General features: G+C 50.4%; 2 pseudogenes. Both read right to left on the reverse strand.

Going from position 1 to position 502, the window contains the following annotated elements:
* Positions 1–185 (reverse strand): annotated as a pseudogene (locus A3763_RS27490) (hypothetical protein); the annotation flags it as partial.
* Positions 182–502, reverse strand: a pseudogene (locus A3763_RS28375) (hypothetical protein); the annotation flags it as partial. The pseudogenes A3763_RS27490 and A3763_RS28375, both read right to left, overlap by 4 nt.

The following is a 502-nucleotide window of genomic DNA, read 5'->3' on the forward strand; positions in this document are numbered from 1 at the left end:
TCAAAAGGCATGTGTTTGACCAGGTCTTCAATCTCTCCACCAAAATCCAGTTTGAAGGCATCAACACCTTTACGCAGCAAGCCATCCAGGACAGCCTGACCACTTTTCAGAGACACCTCGCGCTCCGCCGAGGTTCCTCCCATAATAACGGCAACTTTACCTAGCTTGTCCGCCACTGAACTCATGAACAAGCCTCCAACAACTCGCCATCTTCCGACAAACGAATAGCTATCTGACCGACGCTACCCGCCCCCTGAGTAAGTAATAAGTCGCCGTCTTGAAGCACTGTGGACAAAAGTTTTTCCAGGTTCGGCACTACCTCATCTACCTGGTGACCACCATCGATATAAATTGGCTCAGCACCACCACGCTGACGAATACTGCGGCACAATGCGCGACTATCAGCACTTGGAATTGGTGTCTCGCCAGCGGGGTAAACTTCCATCAAGAGCAACACATCCACCTTGGCGAGAACTTTTACGAAGTCCTCATATAGGTCACT

It is taken from the genome of Oleiphilus sp. HI0128, from assembly GCF_001635365.1.